The organism is Mycobacterium sp. E3247 (genome assembly GCF_001667785.1).
GTDB lineage: Bacteria > Actinomycetota > Actinomycetes > Mycobacteriales > Mycobacteriaceae > Mycobacterium.
Window position 1 is genome coordinate 1 of sequence record NZ_LZJG01000277.1, and the last position, 17077, is coordinate 17077.

Annotated in this window: 17 protein-coding genes; 3 read left to right on the plus strand and 14 right to left on the minus strand. The window is 69.5% G+C overall.

The annotated features are described in order from the left end of the window. A partial coding sequence (locus tag A9X04_RS15315; protein ID WP_082975017.1) for a TetR/AcrR family transcriptional regulator occupies positions 1-459 on the minus strand: 459 nt, incomplete at its 3' end. A 150-nt stretch (positions 460-609) separates the two neighbouring features. Between A9X04_RS15315 and A9X04_RS15320 the strand changes: the two genes are divergently transcribed. After that, entirely contained in the window at positions 610-2205 is a 1596-nt protein-coding gene (locus A9X04_RS15320) for an MFS transporter (RefSeq protein ID WP_067921846.1), read from the plus strand. A 422-nt stretch (positions 2206-2627) separates the two neighbouring features. Here A9X04_RS15320 and mftG read toward each other — a convergent pair whose 3' ends face one another. The 7 genes from mftG to mftA all read right to left on the minus strand — a co-directional run bounded on the left by mftG (position 2628) and on the right by mftA (position 9150). Beyond that, positions 2628-4067 (minus strand): mycofactocin system GMC family oxidoreductase MftG, encoded by a 1440-nt coding sequence (gene mftG, locus A9X04_RS15325; protein ID WP_067921849.1) that lies wholly within the window; start codon positions 4065-4067, stop codon positions 2628-2630. A gap of 22 nt (positions 4068-4089) precedes the next feature. After that, a complete protein-coding gene (mftF, locus tag A9X04_RS15330; protein ID WP_067921852.1) occupies positions 4090-5508 on the minus strand; it encodes a mycofactocin biosynthesis glycosyltransferase MftF in 1419 nt (472 codons plus the stop codon). Then, the gene (gene mftE, locus A9X04_RS15335) at positions 5505-6236 is read right to left on the minus strand and encodes a mycofactocin biosynthesis peptidyl-dipeptidase MftE (protein ID WP_067921857.1); all 732 of its coding nucleotides are present in this window, start codon (positions 6234-6236) and stop codon (positions 5505-5507) included. The genes mftF and mftE overlap by 4 nt, the downstream gene beginning before the upstream one ends. Positions 6237-6397: 161 nt before the next feature. Next, complete coding sequence (mftD, locus tag A9X04_RS15340) at positions 6398-7588, minus strand: pre-mycofactocin synthase MftD (RefSeq protein WP_067921860.1); 1191 nt, start codon at positions 7586-7588, stop codon at positions 6398-6400. Between the two features lie 2 nt (positions 7589-7590). Beyond that, positions 7591-8787 (minus strand): mycofactocin radical SAM maturase, encoded by a 1197-nt coding sequence (mftC, locus tag A9X04_RS15345; protein WP_067921862.1) that lies wholly within the window; start codon positions 8785-8787, stop codon positions 7591-7593. Further along, positions 8784-9056, minus strand: coding sequence for a mycofactocin biosynthesis chaperone MftB (gene mftB, locus A9X04_RS15350; RefSeq protein ID WP_067921865.1), 273 nt, complete (start codon positions 9054-9056; stop codon positions 8784-8786). The genes mftC and mftB overlap by 4 nt, the downstream gene beginning before the upstream one ends. Positions 9057-9060: 4 nt before the next feature. Next, positions 9061-9150 (minus strand): mycofactocin precursor MftA, encoded by a 90-nt coding sequence (gene mftA, locus A9X04_RS15355; RefSeq protein ID WP_040621348.1) that lies wholly within the window; start codon positions 9148-9150, stop codon positions 9061-9063. A gap of 99 nt (positions 9151-9249) precedes the next feature. Here mftA and mftR point away from each other — a divergent pair, with 99 nt between their 5' ends. Continuing rightward, positions 9250-9846 carry a mycofactocin system transcriptional regulator gene (gene mftR, locus A9X04_RS15360; RefSeq protein ID WP_067921868.1) on the plus strand — a complete coding sequence of 199 codons (597 nt, stop codon included), beginning with the start codon at positions 9250-9252 and terminating at the stop codon, positions 9844-9846. Further along, the gene (locus A9X04_RS15365) at positions 9843-10889 is read left to right on the plus strand and encodes a DUF2332 domain-containing protein (protein WP_067921871.1); all 1047 of its coding nucleotides are present in this window, start codon (positions 9843-9845) and stop codon (positions 10887-10889) included. The genes mftR and A9X04_RS15365 overlap by 4 nt, the downstream gene beginning before the upstream one ends. Before the next feature lie 4 nt (positions 10890-10893). Here the strand turns inward: A9X04_RS15365 and A9X04_RS15370 are convergent, their stop codons facing one another. From A9X04_RS15370 to A9X04_RS15395, 6 genes are all read right to left on the minus strand, one after another. Beyond that, positions 10894-12072 carry an NAD(P)/FAD-dependent oxidoreductase gene (locus A9X04_RS15370; RefSeq protein WP_067921874.1) on the minus strand — a complete coding sequence of 393 codons (1179 nt, stop codon included), beginning with the start codon at positions 12070-12072 and terminating at the stop codon, positions 10894-10896. A gap of 25 nt (positions 12073-12097) precedes the next feature. After that, positions 12098-12916 (minus strand): mycofactocin-coupled SDR family oxidoreductase, encoded by an 819-nt coding sequence (locus A9X04_RS15375; protein ID WP_067921877.1) that lies wholly within the window; start codon positions 12914-12916, stop codon positions 12098-12100. 49 nt (positions 12917-12965) lie between these two features. Then, a complete protein-coding gene (locus A9X04_RS15380; RefSeq protein WP_067921880.1) occupies positions 12966-13808 on the minus strand; it encodes an SHOCT domain-containing protein in 843 nt (280 codons plus the stop codon). Positions 13809-13896: 88 nt separating this feature from the next. Then, entirely contained in the window at positions 13897-14649 is a 753-nt protein-coding gene (locus A9X04_RS29755) for a PE family protein (RefSeq protein WP_082972725.1), read from the minus strand. 134 nt (positions 14650-14783) lie between these two features. Beyond that, complete coding sequence (tuf, locus tag A9X04_RS15390) at positions 14784-15974, minus strand: elongation factor Tu (protein ID WP_067921884.1); 1191 nt, start codon at positions 15972-15974, stop codon at positions 14784-14786. A 110-nt stretch (positions 15975-16084) separates the two neighbouring features. Beyond that, on the minus strand, positions 16085-17077 hold a 993-nt coding region (locus tag A9X04_RS15395; RefSeq protein ID WP_369828964.1), incomplete at its 5' end, for an elongation factor G.

The following is a 17077-nucleotide window of genomic DNA, read 5'->3' on the forward strand; positions in this document are numbered from 1 at the left end:
CAGCGCGATGGCGCGGGACCGGTCCACCTCACCCAGCTCGGCGGCCTCCGGGCTGTCGAAGATGGCGTCGAACGGCGCCGCGTACTGCTGGGCGATGCGCTCGCGCAGCGTGGTGATCGCCGGGCTGTCGGCCGAGTGGGTGCCGCGGGGTTCCGGCAGCTCCTCGAGGTCCCGGCCCATGGACAGCCACGACATGGCAGCCATCAGGGCGGGCGCCTGCGCCACGGACTCGGCCTGGGCCAACACCACCGCCACCAGGCGATCCCGCAGCGACCCCTCGGCGGGCGGCGAGGGCGCCGGCGGGATGAGGCTGTTGAAAGCCGCTGCGAGCAAATCGTTTCCGCTGGGGAAGTGGCGATACAACGTGGCCCTCGCTACGTTGGCGGTACGGGTGACCGCGTCGACGGTCACCGCGCTGGGCCCACCGGAACTCAGCAGCGCCGCGGCGGCCTCGAGCAGGCGGGCTCGCGAGCGCGCCGGGCGTGGATCGGTGTTACCGCCGGTAATTGTGACCCACCTCCCACGTTTGGGAACAAGACTATCGGTCTATCTACAAGACTGTCGGTCTCGAAACTCTCTCTTCGGCGCCACCGTGAGGAGGCGTAGCACATGGTCGAAACCCTGGTCCGGCCCGACCAGCGTACTGATGCGGTCAGCATCGGCGGAAGCCCCCGAGCGCGGAACTGGACGCTGGCCGTCGCCTGCATGGGCGTCGCGCTGGTGGTCGCGTCGATGACGGCGCTGAACACCGCGCTGGGAGACCTCGCGGTGGCCACCTCGGCCACCCAGTCGCAGCTCAACTGGGTCGTCGACGGGTACACCGTGGCCCTGGCGTGCCTGCTGCTGCCCGCAGGCGCGATCGGCGACCGCTACGGAAGGCGCGGCGCCCTGCTGATCGGCATGGTGGTCTTCTCCGTCGGGTCGGTGGCGCCGGCGATGCTGCACAGCCCGGCTCAGATCATCGCCGGACGCGCGGTCGCCGGGATCGGCGCCGCTTTCGTGATGCCGGCGACGCTGTCGCTGCTGACGGTGGCCCATCCGAAGGACGAACGCACGAAGGCGGTCGGGATCTGGGCCGGCACGGCCGGATCCGGCGGGGTGCTGGGCATGCTCGGCTCCGGCCTGCTGCTTCGCTTCTGGGACTGGCACGCGATCTTCTGGTCCCTGGGCGCCGGCGGGCTGGTGATCTTCGCGCTGGCGTGCACCGTCGCCTCGTCCCGCGACAGCGGCGCTCCGCGCATCGATTCGCTGGGCGCGGTCCTGATCGGCGCCGCCGTGGCGATCGCCGTAGCCGCGATCCTCGAAGCCCCCACCCGCGGGTGGAGCGACCCGCTGGTCTGGGGCGGACTCGCCGCGGGCGCGGTGCTCGCCGCCGCCTTCGGTGTCGCCGAGCTCCGGCTCACCCGGCGCGACGGGCAACCGCTGCTGGACGTGCGGTTGTTCGCGGACGCGAATTTCGCCACCGGTGTCGCCGCGATCGTCATCTTGTTCGGCGCGACGTTCGGCTTCTTCTACATCGGCATGCAATACGTGCAACAGATCATGGGCTACTCGGCCCTGGAGACGGCGATCTCCTTCGGCCCGTTCATGGTGCCGCTGGGCATCTTCTCGGCGCTGTCGTTCTGGTACGTGCCCAAGCTGGGTCTGCGGCTGGTGTTGTTCGTGGGCACGCTGCTGATGGCGGTCGGGTTCGCCTGCATGTACCGGCTGAACCTGCATTCGTCCTACCTCCAATTCGCCTGGCCCACTCTCGTGTTGGCCACGGGTATCGGAATCTGCACGGCGCCGACGACGTCGGCGATCATGGGCGCGGTTCCCGACGAGAAGCAGGGCGTCGCCTCCGCGGTGAACGACACGTCCCGCGAGATGGGCGGCGCGTTGGGGATCGCGGTGGCCGGTTCCATTCTGGCCGGCCGGTATTCACACGAGTTGGCCCCGAAGCTGGTTGACTTCCCGGCACCGGTCCGCGGGCCGGCCACGGATTCGCTGGCCAAAGCCGTCGAGGTCGCGGGCAGGCTGGGACCCCAGGGCCGCCAGCTGGCGGACCTCAGCAAGACCGCGTTCTTGGCGGCCCTGCATGCGTCCACGGTCGCGATGGCCGTGATCGTCGCGGTCGCCGCGGTGCTGATCGGGCTCTGGGCGCCGGGCCGCGGCGGGCGGCAGCTGCGACCGATACGCCGGATCGCGTCCCGAGGCCGTGACTGAGCGCGACGGCCAATGCCGTTGTCCGACAGCAGCTTCAGCGTGCACGCGGCCGGGAATCCTTGAAACGGCCTGCCGCTTCTGGTATCTGAAATAGATATCGATAGATACAGGTCATCTCCGCGAGGCTAGGTGCGATGTGGCGTTGGCGCGGCAGCGGTCACCTCCGCTGCGGGCTTGACCGCCAACGTATTTCGGGCACGCGGGAAGGAGGTGAGTCACCGGGGTAATCAAGAGCACGTGTAAAGCGAGCCGGCGGCCGTGCCGTCCACGAATACTGCGACGCATTGTCCGCGCGACGCACACCTGCGCGCGCACCGCCACTTGTCGTGGCCATCTGCGTGGACCGCGCGAACATTAGCCGCTCGTCGGGGCGGGCCCCCACGCATCATCATGGTGGGGCCCGCCCCCACACGCGTGCGCAATCACCGCACGAACTCGGCGGCCCGATGCCCGAGCATCACGATGGTCGCGTGCGGCCCCCGGCTGGTGATGGCGGGCAGGATCGAGCCGTCGATCACCCAAAGGTTGTCGATGCCGCGCACCCGGCAGCGATGATCGACGACGGCCCGCGGGTCGGTGTCGGCACCCATCGGCGCGGTGCCGCACAGATGTTGCGAAGTGGACCATACGGTGGGAGCGCCGACAGGGGTTGCGGTACCGGCCAGTTCGCGGGCAAGCTCGGCCCCCCGGCGTAGCGCCGCGACGTCGCCGGGCCGGCTGTCGTAACGGTGTTCGATGAGGGGCGGGACGTCGGGGTCCGCGGAGACCAGCGTGACGCGCCCGCGCGCCCGCGGCTGCATGAGCGCCACGCCGATGTGCGGCCAGTCGGCATGCCCGGCGGTGCCGTCGCCCGTCATCGCGACGAATCCTCCGGTGTAGGGCCTGATCTCGAGATCCTCGTCGGTGCTGAGCACGACCTCGAGCACCGGCCGGCCGGGGGCCACCGTCCACTCGGTCGGCAACACCCATTCGGGGTGATCGCTGAACGCGGCGCCGACCGGCAGCGGCGCCACCGTGGGTACGCCGACGGCCCGCAAACCGTCCTCCGACCCGATGCCGGAAAGCATCAGCAGTTGCGCGGTTTGAATGGCACCGGCGCACAGCACGATCCGATCAGCGGTCAGGGTCATGCGGCCGTGCGGGCCAATCGCGTCGACACCGATCGCGGCGGTGCCGGCGAACCGCAACCGCGCCGCGCGGGTCTGCGCGTGCAACGTCAGATTGGGCCGGCCCAGGGCCGGCAGCAGGAATCCGGCACCGGATCCGGTACGCACACCGTCGACGATGTTGAGCGGGACCGCCCCTATGCCCGAAACCGGTTCGGTGCCAACGTCGTTGAGATCACTGATCCAGCCGAATCCGGAGCGCTCTGCGGCGGCGATGAAACGCTCCGTGGTGCCGGTCATCTCCCGGGTGCGACGCACCCTGATCGGGCCGCTGTCCCCGTGGGCGGGGCCCGTGAAATCGAGGTCGGTCTCGATGGCGCGGAAGCTGTCGAGGACGTCGGACCAGGCCCAGCCCGGCAGGGCGAGGCGGTCGAAGTCGCGCGGCAACCCGCGGCAGAAATAGCCACCGTTGACCGCGCCGGAACCGCCGACCGTCGCCCCGCGCACGAGTGGATGCCGGCGCACCGGCCGATCGGTCAGGCTGGTCTGATAGCGCCGGACCAGTGGGCTGCCGACCCCTATCGGCAGCTGGGAGCCGTTGGCGGTTTGGGCGAGCAGTCCCGGATCGTCGAGGGCCGGGCCCGCCTCGAGGACGGTCACCACGCGGCTGGGATCGACCGAAAGGCGCTCGGCAACAACCGATCCAGCACTGCCGGCACCGACGATCAGCACGTCGCTGTGCGGGGCGGCGTTCATCAAGGACGGGTCAAGGTGGCGGCTAGCTCCGAATCTGCGGTTTCAGCGCGCGCAGGTTGCGCTCCCGCAGCACACCCCACCACAACCCGAGACCGTACGCCAGGTCGTCGACGCGCTTGAGCAACAGATACGTCAGCAGGCCGATCGGCTCCGCGTCGTCCCCGATGGCGTCGCGGCGGCGCAGCCAGTCCACCACGCCGTCCATGATCGCCGCGACCAGCACGACACGCCGGAAATGTCGCGACACCGTGGCGGCGATCAGTGCCAGCGGCCAGTAATGGCGGCACAGGGCCGACGCCAGCTGCAGCGCCGCCGACCACAGGCCGCGGGCCGCGATCACCACGACGTCGGTGATCGAGGTGTCGGCACCGCGCATCGCCCTGGCGATCCGGCGACCCGTCAAGACGGCGAAGACCACGGAGGCCAGCTGCGACAGGCTGGTCCCGAACGCCACCAGGATCCAGGTCATCAGCGCCCAGCCGGAGATCACCACCGGCGCCGTCTTGTCCGGGTGGCGGACCGAGAGCGGGGCCGCCGAGCCGCCGTAGAAGGCCTTGCGCGCCAGCCAATCCCTCAGTTCGGTGCGGTGGTCGTGGGCGACCAGCGCGATGGGCTCGTAGCGCAGCCGGGCGCCGGCTTCGATGAGCCGCCAACACAGGTCGACGTCCTCGCCGGACTGCAGCGTCTCGTCGAACCCACCGACCGCGCGCAGGGCGGAACACCGACAGATGATCGCCGCGCTGGGCACGTAGGACACGGTGCTGTGGGGCAGTACCGGGGCTTCGCGCTCGCCGAGGTCGAGCGAGGAGTGCACCGCCTCATAACGCGCCACCACATTCTCACTGTGCGACAAACCGACGATGCGCGGCGCGGCCAGCGCGACGGTCGGATCACAGAAATGCCCGAGCAGCGCCTCCAGCCACCCGCGCCGGGGCGCGACATCGGAATCCAGGAAGGCGACGTAGTCGGTGGTGCAGGCGGCCAGCCCGGTGTTGCGGGCGGCGGCCGGACCCCGGCTGCGCGAGTGCCGCAGCACCTCCACGTCGCAGTGGGCGCCGACGAAATCGTCCGGCTCGATGGGCGGGAACGAGCCGTCGTCCACCACGATAACCCGCAGGCCGCGCAGCGAGCTCACCAGGCGTCGCACTCCGGACAGGTTGTCTCGCACCGGGATTACCACAGTGACGTCGTGGTGCGACGGGCCACCCGCCGGCCGCGGATGCGCGACCGTGGCGTCCAGCAGCGTGCGGGCCAGCTGCGCGCTGACGTCGTCGCGGACCTTCAGCCGGCCGTCGCACAGCATGTCCTGGGCGGCCGGCGCGAGCTTGAGCAGCCGGGTCGGCGAACCGCCGAGCAGCGCGGAGCCGTCGCCGAGCACCCGCACGCGGCGATCGACCTGGACGGCGAAGCCGTCCGGCAGCCGGGGCGCGGGCGCGGTCACGTCAGCATCCCGTCGCGCCCGGGTGACCAACGGTCTACCCGGCGGACACACCCGTCGACCATCTCGGCGAGGATGCGCTCCCCCTCGGCGGCGGTCGCGGTGGTCGGGTCTCCAAGCACGCCCACGGGGCTGACCGCAGCCACTCCTCCGCGGCGCATCGACGGCAGCAGTTCGGCGAGCGGCGCCCGGTTGCCGGTGAGCCACCGATCGGTCAGCACGTCGCCCGGCGAGATGTGCAGCAACAGCGAGGTTTCGGTGTGGCCGGCGTGGGCGTCGCCGCCGGCGGCCAGGCATGGGCACCAGCCGGCGTCGCGACCCTCGGCGCGCAGCCGGGCCACCGCGACGCTCAGCGCGGCGGTGTTGCCGCCATGGCCGTTGACGAAGACCAGGCGCCCGGCCCAGCCAGCGGCCGACCGGCCGTACTCCACCAGCAGCGTCGTCAGGGCTTCGGTCCCGATCGAGATGGTTCCGGCGAAGCTCTGGTGCTCGCCGCTGGCGCCGTAGGCGATGGCCGGCGCCACCAGCCAGTCGCGCCTGAGGCGCGCCCTGGCCCCGCGGGCGACCGCGGTTGCGATCCGGGTGTCGGTATCCAACGGCAGGTGCGGACCGTGCTGTTCGGTCGACCCCAGCGGGACCAATACCGACGGCGAGGTGCCCGACAGCTGGCTTGACGTCGCCATTGCCAATTCGCCGAGTACGGGCACTCGGTGATGGTAGGACGAATTCACCTGGCGTGCACCGATTGTTGTCCGTTGAAAATGATTTTTTTCTGGCTGGTTCATGCGGCGTTCGAAATCAATGCTCGTCCGTCACGGACACCACGCTTGTACCACGGTGTGGGCGGGCCATCATTCTCGGGAAATCTGCCCGGGATATCGGTGATTGGCGCCTACGCGCCGCCGCCGTCCGGGACGCCGAGCGCCCTGGTGAAGCCGGGCGGCACGAGGATGTCGTCCGGGCCAAGGTCGTGGACGCTGCCACGCCCCAGACCCATCAGCGCCGAGTCGATGCCGCCGCGCAGGATGTCGAGCACGTTCTCCACGCCCGCCTGCCCGGCCGCGGCCAGGCCCCACAGGTACGCGCGGCCGATCATCACCGCGCGGGCCCCGAGCGCCACCGCCTTCACGACGTCACTGCCGCGGCGGATGCCGCCGTCGAGCAGCACCTCGACCTGATCGCCCACCGCGGCGGCCACCGCGGGCAGGGCGCGGATCGACGCCGGCGTTCCGTCCAGGTTGTTGCCGCCGTGGTTCGACACCGAAATCGCCGAAACTCCAGCGTCCACGGCCCTTTTCGCGTCATCGACGCGTATCACGCCCTTGAGCATGAACGGCCCGCCCCACAGCTCGCGGAGCCAGGCGATGTCCTCCCACGTCGGGGGCGGCGTGCCCATCCACTCCCCGTAGGCCGCGAAGAACGGCGGGCCGGGTTCGCCGCGGCGCGCCTGGTTGGGCACGCGCAGGTCCGGCGGGCGCAGCGTCTTGCCGTACTTCCACAGCCAGCGGGGCTTGAAGACGGCCTCCGGCGACTGGCGCAGGATGGTCCGCAGGTTCATCTCCTCGGGGATCTTCGGGCTGCCCCAGTCGCGGCCGTGGGAGAACGACCAGTCGGTGGTGGCGATCAAGCCGACCGCACCGGCCTGCCGGGCCCGCTCCACCCGCTCGGCGATCGCGTCGCGCCCGCCCAGCCAGTAGACCTGGAAGAAGACCTTGGGGTTGGCGGCGATGACGTCCTCGATCGGTTTGCTCGCGAACGAGGACAGTCCCATCGCCGTGCCGCGCGCCGCCGCGGCCCGCGCGACGGCAACCTCGCCGTCGGGGTCGACGGCCTGCACGCCGGTGGGCGAGATCAGCACCGGCAGCGAAATATCCTGTCCCATAACGGTGGTCGACAGGTCGCGCTTTTCCGGCGCGCCCACGACGTGGGGGGCGAACCCGAGTTCGCTGAAGGCCTCGACGTTGCCTGCGACGGTGATTCCCTTTTCGCTGCCCGCAACCAGCGCGGAATACACGGATTTCGGGAGCCGCCGTTTCGCGCGTTGCTGCGCGATGGCGACGGTCTCGAACCACTGGTCGGCCATGGCTAGACCGGGCTTTCGTTGCACAGGCGGGCGGGCGGCGCGTCCGGCGGTCGCACCGACAGCGTCAGCGGCACCGGCTGCCGGACCCGGCGCCCGTGGGAATGGTCGGCGCGGGGACGCGGCGTCTCCCGCTGCCGGGCCAGCGCCGACGCGCTGTGCCCCTGGACGCATTCGGGATCCGGCCCGTCCATCGGCAGTCCGGTGAAGAACTTGGCCGCCATGCACCCGCCCCGGCAGGCGTCGTAGTGCCCGCAGCTGCCGCAGGCGCCCGCGGACTGCGGTTCGCGCAACTCGCGGAACAGCGGTGCGCTCTTCCAGACGTTGTCGAATCCACCGTCGCTCAACACGTTTCCGGCCAGGAAGCGGTCGTGGATGGCGAACGGGCAGGCGTAGACATCGCCCACCGGGTCGATCAGGCACACCACCCGGCCGGCACCGCACATGTTCAGGCCGGCCAGCGCGCCGGCCGAGCCCAGCGGGGACAGGTGGAAGAAGGAATCACCGGTGAGCACCCGCTCCCCCTTGGCCACCAGCCAGTCATACAGCTGGACCTGCTGGGCGGCGGTGGGGTGCAGGTCCTCCCAGACGTCCGCGCCCCGCCCCGACGGACGCAGGCGGGTGATCCGCAGGGTCGCACCGTAACGGCGTGCCAGCGCGGCGAATTCGTCGAGCTGGTCGACGTTGTGCCGGGTGACCACCACCGAGATCTTGGCGTCCGCGAAGCCCGCCGCCGCCAGGTTCTCCAGCGCACGCACCGCCATGTCGAAGGAGCCGGGTCCCCGGACCGCGTCGTTGACCTCCGCGGTGGCGCCGTCGAGCGAGATCTGGACGTCGACGTAGTCGCTGGCTGCCAGCCGGGTGGCCACCTCTTCGGTGATGCGGACGCCGTTGGTGGAGAACTTCACCCCGACGTGGTGCGCGGTGGCGTAGTCGACCAGCTCCCAGAAGTCCGGCCGCACGGTCGGCTCCCCGCCGCCGATGTTGACGTAGAACACCTGCATGCGTTCCAGCTCGTCGATGATGTCCATGCACTGCCGGGTGGACAGCTCCCGCGGATCCCGCTTACCCGACGACGAAAGGCAGTGCACGCACGCCAGATTGCAGGCGTAGGTCAACTCCCACGTCAGGCAGATGGGCGCATCCAGCCCGCTCTCGAACTGCTCGATGAGCCGCGGCACTCTGGCCAGTCCGGCGGTCATGGGGCCTCCTGAGGAACCAACATCGACGAATCGGCCAACACGCCCAGCGCCTGCAGGTACGGCGCCTCACCCGAGTCGTCCACGCCTGCCGCGCGGCAGGCGGAGTGCACGTCGGGATGGTCGGCCAGGGACCGCACCACCGTCAGGATGGTGCGGTTCTTCAGAAACGACAGCTTGCGGGTGCCGAAGTGATAGAGCAGCGCCCCGAACGGTTCGGGTCGAACCGCCACCTGCGGGTGCAGCCGCCAGCCGCGGTCGGGGTCGAACACGCGGTCAGTAGACCCCGCACATGCCGTCGATGGACACCTCTTCGACCAGGGTCTCGGCGACGAGCTGGGTCTCGGTCTCGGTCTCGTGGTCCATGGGTCTTTGCCTTTCGCCGGGTCTTGACAACGATGGGACTTGGGTCACAAGCTTCGTCAGAATATGGCATCGAGTGCCGAAATGGAAGGGCGGGGTCTCATGGGGCCGCAGCCGCGGGTGGGCCGTCGCCGCTCGACCACGCCCCACCACATCACCGACGTCGCCATCGAGCTGTTCAGCGCCCGCGGTTTCGCCGACGTCAGCGTCGACGACGTCGCGCACGCCGCCGGCATCTCGAGGCGGACCCTGTTCCGTTACTACGCCTCCAAGAACGCCATCCCGTGGGGCGACTTCGACACCCACCTCGCGCACCTGAGCGACCTGCTCGACGACGTCGATCCGCGGGTGCCGTTGGGTCAGGCGTTGCGCGATGCACTGTTGGCGTTCAACACCTTTGACGAGTCCGAGACCGCGCGACACCGCCAGCGCATGCGGGTGATACTGCAAACGGCCGAGCTGCAGGCCTACTCGATGACCATGTACGCCGGCTGGCGCGAGGTGATCGCCGGTTTCGTGGCCCGCCGGTCGGACCGCAAGACGACCGACCTGCTGCCCCGGACCGTCGCATGGACCATGCTGGGGGTGGCGCTGTCGGCCTACGAGCACTGGCTCGGCGACGAGTCCGTGCCGCTGCCGACCGCGCTGGGCCAGGCGTTCGACGTGGTGGCCACCGGGTTGCACGGGCTGGATCGATGACCGCCGACCACCTGCTGCACACCCTGCGCGCGCAGGGGCGGTTCTGCGCGGGCTCCGGCTCGCCGATGTACGGCGAGCTCTTCGAGCTGGTGGCCCGCGACGTCGCCGCCGGCGGGGTCTTCGCGGCCGTCTTGTCCGGGCACGAGGACGCCCCCTCCCGCCTCGCGGTGCCGCTGCGGCTGCTCGGCGGGCTGCACCGGTTGGTGCTCGACGGCCGGGCTGAGCAGCTGCGCCGGTGGTATCCCAGCACGGGCGGCAGCTGGGACGCCGAACGGGCGTGGCCCGACATCGTGGACGTCGTGGCCGGCCACACCGAAACGCTGCGGGCGGCGTTGCAGCAACCGCCCCAGACCAACGAGGTGGGGCGCTCCGCCGCACTCATCGGCGCCCTGTTGCGCATCAACGGTGAATCAGACCTGCCGATAAGGCTTTTCGAGATCGGCACCAGCGCGGGACTCAACCTGCGCGCGGACCGCTACCGGTACCGCTTCGCCGGAGGAGAGTGGGGGCCCAGCGATTCGCCGGTGACCATCACCGACGCGTGGCGCGGCGCTCTGCCGCCCGGCGGCGGGGTGCGCATCGTCGAGCGGCACGGCTACGACATCGCACCCGTCGACGTCACCGCAGCCGACGGCGAGCTCACCGTGTTGAGCTACGTCTGGCCCGACCAGACGGCCCGACTCGAACGGCTGCGCGGCGCCATCGAGGTCGCCCGGCAGGTGCCGGCACGGCTGGCGCGCCAGACCGCGGCCGACGCGGTCGCCGGCCTGGCGCCTGCCGAGGGCTCGCTGACGGTGCTGTGGCACTCGATCACCTGGCAGTACCTGTCCGAGGAGGAGCGCGAGACGGTGCGCGCCCGGGTCCGCGCGGTGGGCGCACAGGCGGACGCGCGGTCGCCGTTCGTGCACCTCACGCTGGAGCCGGCGCGCGGCGGCCCCGACTCACCGATCCGGTTCCTGGTGCGGGCGCGCCGGTGGCCCGGGGGCGAGCTGCAGGTTCTCGGCGAATGCCACCCGCACGGTCCGCCGGTGCACTGGCGGTAGCCGGTCAGCCCAGCACGTCGGAAATGGGTGCGCCGGCTGCGATCTTGCCGCGGACCTTCATGACCTTGCCCGGCATCCCGCCGCCGACGACGCCGACCAACACCCCGTCGCGCTCGTAGTACGCCAGGAACTTGCGGCCGTCGTCCTCGACGAGGTGGACGGTGTCGGTGGCCTCCGGTTCTCCCAGGCACTGGATCTTCACGTCGTACTGGTCGCTCCAGAAGTACGGGACGACGACCGCGGCCGACGACACGTCCTGGCCCAGCATCGCGGGCACCACGACGCGGGTCTGGTCGGCGACATTGCTCCAATGTTCCACGCGCGCTTGATGTCCCGTCGCATCGCGCCAGGAGGCGACGTCACCGAGCGCCCACACGTTGGGCGCGCTGGTCCGTCCGGCCTGGTCGCAGAGCACGCCGTTGTCCACCTCGACGCCGCTGCCCTCGAGCCAGCCGGTCGCCGGGTGCGACCCGATGCCGATCACCACCAGGTCGGCCGCCAGCTCGGAGCCGTCGGACAGCACCACGGTGTCCACCCGCCCGTCGCCGCGCACGTCGGCCACCCCGACGCCGAGGCGGACGTCGACCCCTTCCTCGCGGTGCAGCCGCGCGACCAGCCCACCGATCTGCTCGCCGAGCACCGACGCCAGGGGCGTCGGCTGGGGCTCGACCAACACCACGTCCACCCCGAGGCTGCGCAGGCTGGCCGCCACCTCGCAGCCGATGAAGCCGGCGCCGACGATCACGGCGCGCCGCGCGGCGGACGCGTGTTCGCGCAGCGCCAGGCTCTCGTCGAACGTGCGCAGCACCCGGATGCCCTCCAGATCAGGCAGCGTAGGGATGCGCCGCGGCACCAGGCCGGTCGCGATGACGAGTTCGTCGTAGCCGATCACGGACCCGTCGGCCAGCGTCACCGTCTGCGCCGCGGTGTCCAGGCCGGTGGCCGCGGCGCCGAGCCGCAGGGTGATGTCGTTCTCGTCGTACCACCCGCGGGGTTTGAGGGCCACGTCGTCGACTTCTTTGCGCAGCACCTCTTTTGACAGCGGCGGGCGATCGTAGGGCAGGTGCACCTCGTCGCTGACGATCGTGACGCGGCCCGCGTAACCCGACCGGCGAAGCTGCTCGGCGGTCCGGGCGGCGGCCAGACCGCCACCGACGATCACGATTCCTTTGCTAGCGGTCACGTGGAGTTCATACCACGCTGGCCGGTCAGTACTTCAAGGCGCCCTTGTCCACGGGCACCTGCGTGCCGGTGAGGGTGCCCGCGCCGTCGCCAGCTAGCCACGCCACAACATCGGCCACCTCATCGGGGGTCATGAAGCCGTTGGGCTGCAAGGGCATCGGGGGAAAGCTGTGCACGAAGCTGGGATGGCGGGCAAATATCTCCATCATCGCCTCCGGCTCGATCATCGGGGTGTCGACCGAATACGGATGGATGGAGTTGACGCGGATGTTGTATTCGCCGAGCTCGATGGCCAGCGTGTTGGTCAGCGCGGTGAGACCGTGCTTGCTGGCCGAGTAATGCCCGTTGCCGGGCGTGGCTTTCAGCCCCGCCGACGAGCTGACCACCACGATCGACCCCCCGTTGCCGGCCTCGATCATCGCGGGCACGGTGGCCCGCAGGGTGCGCCAGGTGCCGGTCAGGTTGACCCCGATCACCGTGTCCCACTGCTCGTCGGTGAGCTCCCAAACCCGGCCCCAGCTCAGGACTCCGGCGTTGGCCACCACGATGTCGAGCCGGCCGAATTGTTCGACGCCGTCGGCCACGAGCTGGCGCAGGGCGGCGTCGTCCCGGATGTCCACTTCGCGCGCCAACACCTTGCGCCCCTCGGCTTCCACCAGGCGGACCGTCTCGGCGAGGTCCTCCGGCGTGGCGGGCGTGTAGGTGAGGCACTTCGACGCCGGCGCACAGATGTCGAGCGCGATGATGTCGGCACCCTCGCGGGCCAGCCGCACCGCGTGCGAACGGCCCTGGGCGCGGGCGGCGCCGGTGATGAACGCGACCCGCCCCTGCAGTGATCCAGTCACGGAGTCAGGCTAGCAGCGGAACTGAAACCTGTTCTAACTCGGCCGGCGATCAGATTTCGGAGATGATCTGGGCCCGCCGGCTGCTGTACTCCTGGTCGGTCAGCGCGCCGCTGGCGCGCAGCGTCTCGAGTTCCTGCAGCCGTTGAGCGATCGATGGTTGCGGGGGCGTGACCACCGGTGCGGGCCCGCCGGCAGTCGCCGGTTGGGGGGCCGGCTGGGCGGCCGGCGCCTGTTGTTCGGCCGCCCGGCGCACCACCGCCTGAATCTGCTGGCGCAGCACCGGATTCGACCGGATGTCCACCATCCGGTTCAGCGGGACGTTGTTGGCCTTGAGGATCTGCAGGATCTCCATCAACGGGCCAGCCTGCCCGCTCAGGTCGTAGGTCTGGTTGTCTTCGGACACCGTGAACTGGGCGGGCACCAGGCCGTTGACCAAAGCGCTTCGCTCCCAGTCGATTAGGTATTCATTGGTGGTGGGATTGACCAGCACCACCAATTTGCGTGCGTTGAGGTTGCCCAGCCGGGTCACGCTGGCGATCACCCGGTCCTCGCTGTCGAACGGCAGGAACCCGGGCCCGGCGATGTGCAGGTGCACCTTGACCACCTGCTGGTTGTTGATCCACGTCCCGGTCTCGGTGACGCCGGTGATCTGGGCGAGGGCCAGCACCCCGCTTTGTTCGAGCGCCGCGGTCTTGGCCGAGGACTTCGCGCCGTAGTTGGCCAGTGCGAGCGCGATCAGCACGTCGGCCACGGTGACGAGGAGACCGACATAGAACATCCACTGCAACAGGCTGCCGAGCCCGAGGGTGAAATAGACGATCAGGAAAATCGGCCCGACCAGGCCGCCGCACAGCAAAACCACCAACTGTGCCTTCAGGTAGCGCGCCAACACGAGTGTCTCCTTACACTGGCCGAATTTCCGTGTCAGATTAGCTGTCGCTGTCTCAGCACGACTCGCATACGCGCGAACGGCCGGAGTGTCAGTCCACCCTGGGTATCAGCGGCGGCGCGGGACGCGCCGACGACCCCGCCGAAGTCCCCGGGGTGGGCGAATGGGCCGACACCATTTTCACCGGTGTGCCGGTCGATACCGGCATCGCCGGGGCCGCGGCGGCCTGCGGTGTCTCAACCTGGGCGGGCGTCGAGACGAGCGGGTTGACCGTCGTCGGAGGGGTCGCTACCGGCTGCGAGGCGGCCGGGGCGTAGGCGGGCGTCACCATATTCACCGGCGTCGCGGGCGTGGCGGCCGGGGCCAGCCCGGCCGGCCCCGCGGCCCCGGCGACCACCGTCGGGCCGGCAGCTGCCGGATTGCCCGCGATCGCCGAAGCCGGCGCGATCGCCGACATCAGGGGGGCCGCCGGTACGCCCGGCGCCGAACCGCCCGCGGCCGCCGCCGCCGGCAGCTGCGCGGCCATCGACGCGGGTGCCCCCGCGGCCTGCAACGGCGTGGTGTTAGCGGCCTCGGTGGCCAGGTATTGCGCCGCGCCGCCATTCATCAGTTGCACGAACTGGTTGTGAAACGCCGCGGCCTGCGCGCTGAGCGCCTGATATACCTGAGAGTGCGCGCCGAACAGCGCCGCGATGCCTGCGGACACCTCATCGGCGCCCGGGGCCAGCACGGTCGACGTCGGGCCCATCGCCATCGAGTTCGCCGACGTGATCGTCCAGCCGATCCTGGCTAGATCCGACGCCGCTGCCTCCACGTATTCAGGCGTCGCGAATACGAAGGACATCCGAACCTCCCGGTCATCTTCCGCCCCCGACTCCCTTACCGAGGAATCGTAGCGGAGCCGGCCGCGTTCGGCCCGGTAAAACGCATAAAGCCCGGATTGCCGCAATCGGCAATCCGGGCTTTAGCGCGGACGGACTACTTGATGATCTTGACGACCCGGCCGGCGCCGACGGTGCGGCCACCCTCGCGGATCGCGAACCGCAGACCCTCGTCCATGGCGACGGGCTGGATCAGCTTGACCGAGATGTTGGTGTTGTCACCGGGCATCACCATCTCGGTGCCCTCCGGCAGTGTCACCACACCGGTCACGTCGGTGGTGCGGAAGTAGAACTGCGGACGGTAGTTGTTGAAGAACGGCGTGTGCCGGCCGCCCTCATCCTTGGACAGGATGTAGACCGAGCCCTCGAACTCGGTGTGCGGCGTGGTGGTGCCGGGCTTCGTGACGACCTGACCGCGCTCGACGTCCTCGCGCTTGATACCGCGCAGCAGCAGACCGACGTTGTCACCGGCCTGCCCCTGGTCGAGCAGCTTGCGGAACATCTCCACACCGGTGACCGTGGTCTTGGTGCTGGTCGGCCGGATGCCGACGATCTCGACTTCCTCGTTCACGTTGATCACGCCGCGCTCGACACGACCGGTGACCACAGTGCCACGACCGGTGATCGTGAACACGTCCTCCACCGGCATCAGGAACGGCTTCTCGGTCTCGCGGACCGGGTCCGGGATCGACTCGTCGACCGCGTCCATCAGCTGCTCGACGGACTCGACCCACTTCGCGTCGCCCTCGAGCGCCTTGAGCGCCGACACCCGAACGACCGGGGCGTCCTCGTCGAACTCCTGGGCGGCCAGCAGCTCGCGGACCTCCATCTCGACGAGCTCCAGCAGCTCCTCGTCGTCGACCATGTCGGCCTTGTTCAGCGCCACCAGGATGTAGGGCACGCCCACCTGACGCGCCAGCAGCACGTGCTCGCGGGTCTGCGGCATCGGGCCGTCGGTGGCGGCGACCACCAGGATCGCGCCGTCCATCTGGGCGGCGCCGGTGATCATGTTCTTGATGTAGTCGGCGTGGCCGGGGGCGTCGACGTGGGCGTAGTGCCGCTTGTCGGTCTGGTACTCCACGTGGGAGATGTTGATGGTGATACCGCGCTGACGCTCCTCGGGCGCGTTGTCGATCTGGTCGAACGCGCGGGACTCGTTCAAGTCCGGGTACTTGTCGTGCAGAACCTTGGTGATAGCCGCGGTCAGCGTCGTCTTGCCGTGGTCAACGTGACCGATGGTCCCAATGTTGACGTGCGGCTTCGTCCGCTCGAACTTCGCCTTCGCCACTTCGTTGTCCTCCTGGACTTGTTGGTGCTTGTTAAAGCAGTGTTGGTGTTTTCAGTTGTGCCGCGCCCAAGGCTTTGCAATGACCCGGCAAGATTACTCCGAGCAGATGTTTACTGACCCGTCGCCTTCGCGATGATCTCCTTCGACACGTTCGCCGGCACTTCGGCGTAGGAGTCGAACACCATGGAGTAGTTCGCCCGGCCTTGGGTCTTGGACCTCAGGTCGCCGACGTAGCCGAACATCTCCGACAGCGGCACGTGCGCCCTGACGACGCGTGCACCGCTCCGCTCCTCCATGGCCTGGATCTGGCCACGGCGAGAGTTCAAGTCGCCGATCACGTCGCCCATGTAGTCCTCGGGCGTGGTGACCTCGACGGCCATGATGGGTTCCAGGATCACCGGCTGTGCTTGCGCGGCAGCCTTTTTCAGCACCTGCGAACCGGCGATCTTGAACGCCATCTCCGAGGAGTCGACCTCGTGGAAGGCGCCGTCGAGCAGCGTGACCTTGAGGTTCACCAGCGGGTAACCGGCCAGCACACCGTACTGCATCGCGTCCTGCGCGCCCGCGTCCACCGACGGGATGTACTCCCGGGGGATGCGGCCACCGGTGACCTTGTTCTCGAACTCGTAGGTGGCGCCGTCCTCGCCGGTGAACGGCTCGAGGTTGATGATCACCTTCGCGAACTGGCCGGAGCCACCCGTCTGCTTCTTGTGGGTGAACTCGACGTTGTTCGCGGCCCGCTTGATGGTCTCCTTGTAGGCCACCTGTGGCTTACCGACGTTGGCCTCGACCTTGAATTCGCGGCGCATGCGGTCCACCAGGATGTCCAGGTGCAGCTCGCCCATCCCGCCGATCACGGTCTGGCCGGTCTCCTGGTCCAGGTGCACCTTGAACGTCGGGTCCTCTTCGGCGAGCTTCTGGATCGAGAGGCTCAGCTTCTCCTGGTCGCTCTTGGTCTTGGGCTCGATGGCCACCTCGATGACCGGGTCCGGGAAGGTCATCGACTCCAGTACGACCTGGTCGTTCGGGTCGCTCAGGGTGTCGCCGGTGGTGGTGTCCTTCAGGCCGATCACCGCGTAGATGTGACCCGCCGACGCGGTCTC